The organism is Parendozoicomonas sp. 209JJ7-1, from assembly GCF_058147085.1.
This window is the reverse complement of record NZ_JBYVJU010000164.1, coordinates 1-464: the sequence shown is the minus strand read 5'-3', so window position 1 is coordinate 464 and position 464 is coordinate 1. Positions and strand designations below refer to the sequence as shown.

1 protein-coding gene is annotated in these 464 nt (G+C 37.1%); it reads left to right on the top strand.

Annotated elements, in window-relative coordinates; translation table 11 throughout:
* Window positions 1–61 precede the first annotated feature (61 nt).
* Complete coding sequence (locus ACY2RQ_RS19850; RefSeq protein ID WP_490114745.1) at window positions 62–412, top strand: hypothetical protein; 351 nt, start codon at window positions 62–64, stop codon at window positions 410–412.
* Window positions 413–464: the final 52 nt, after the last annotated feature.

The window sequence follows — 464 nt, the reverse complement described above, 5'->3', positions numbered from 1 at the left end:
GTGACGCCTTCGGCGCACCTGATGCGGGCGTTAGGCGCTCAGAAACCGTCAACATCGTCCTATGAAAAATCTATTTTTTAAAAATATCATTATCGGATCGCTATCTAAAGAAAGTTTCAATCACAACTGGATTTCTTATATTGAATTTGATGATGACTTACCTCATTTGCATGATGAGTTATATAAGTTTATCTGTATATCTACTGCCATCGATGCACTAATAAATATTGAACATATATGTGAAATTGAGCCTGAAACAGATATGCTTTACGAACGTATAGATAAGTCTGAGTATTACAATCAAGGCTGGTATATTCTAGATGGCACCGAAAAGCTGGATATTATATGCCCAGCTTTTAAATGTGATGGCACTGTGCTGCTTTGTCCAGAGTCATTTGAACCCAAAGCATAACAACCAAAATATTCAGTATCTTGTGTAAAAAAGTGGATGCGCCTAACAAGTG

Excerpts from the sequence above, each read along its gene's own strand:
- ACY2RQ_RS19850 (WP_490114745.1), top strand. The coding sequence starts at position 62 with ATGAAAAATCTATTTTTTAAAAATATCATTATCGGATCGCTATCTAAA.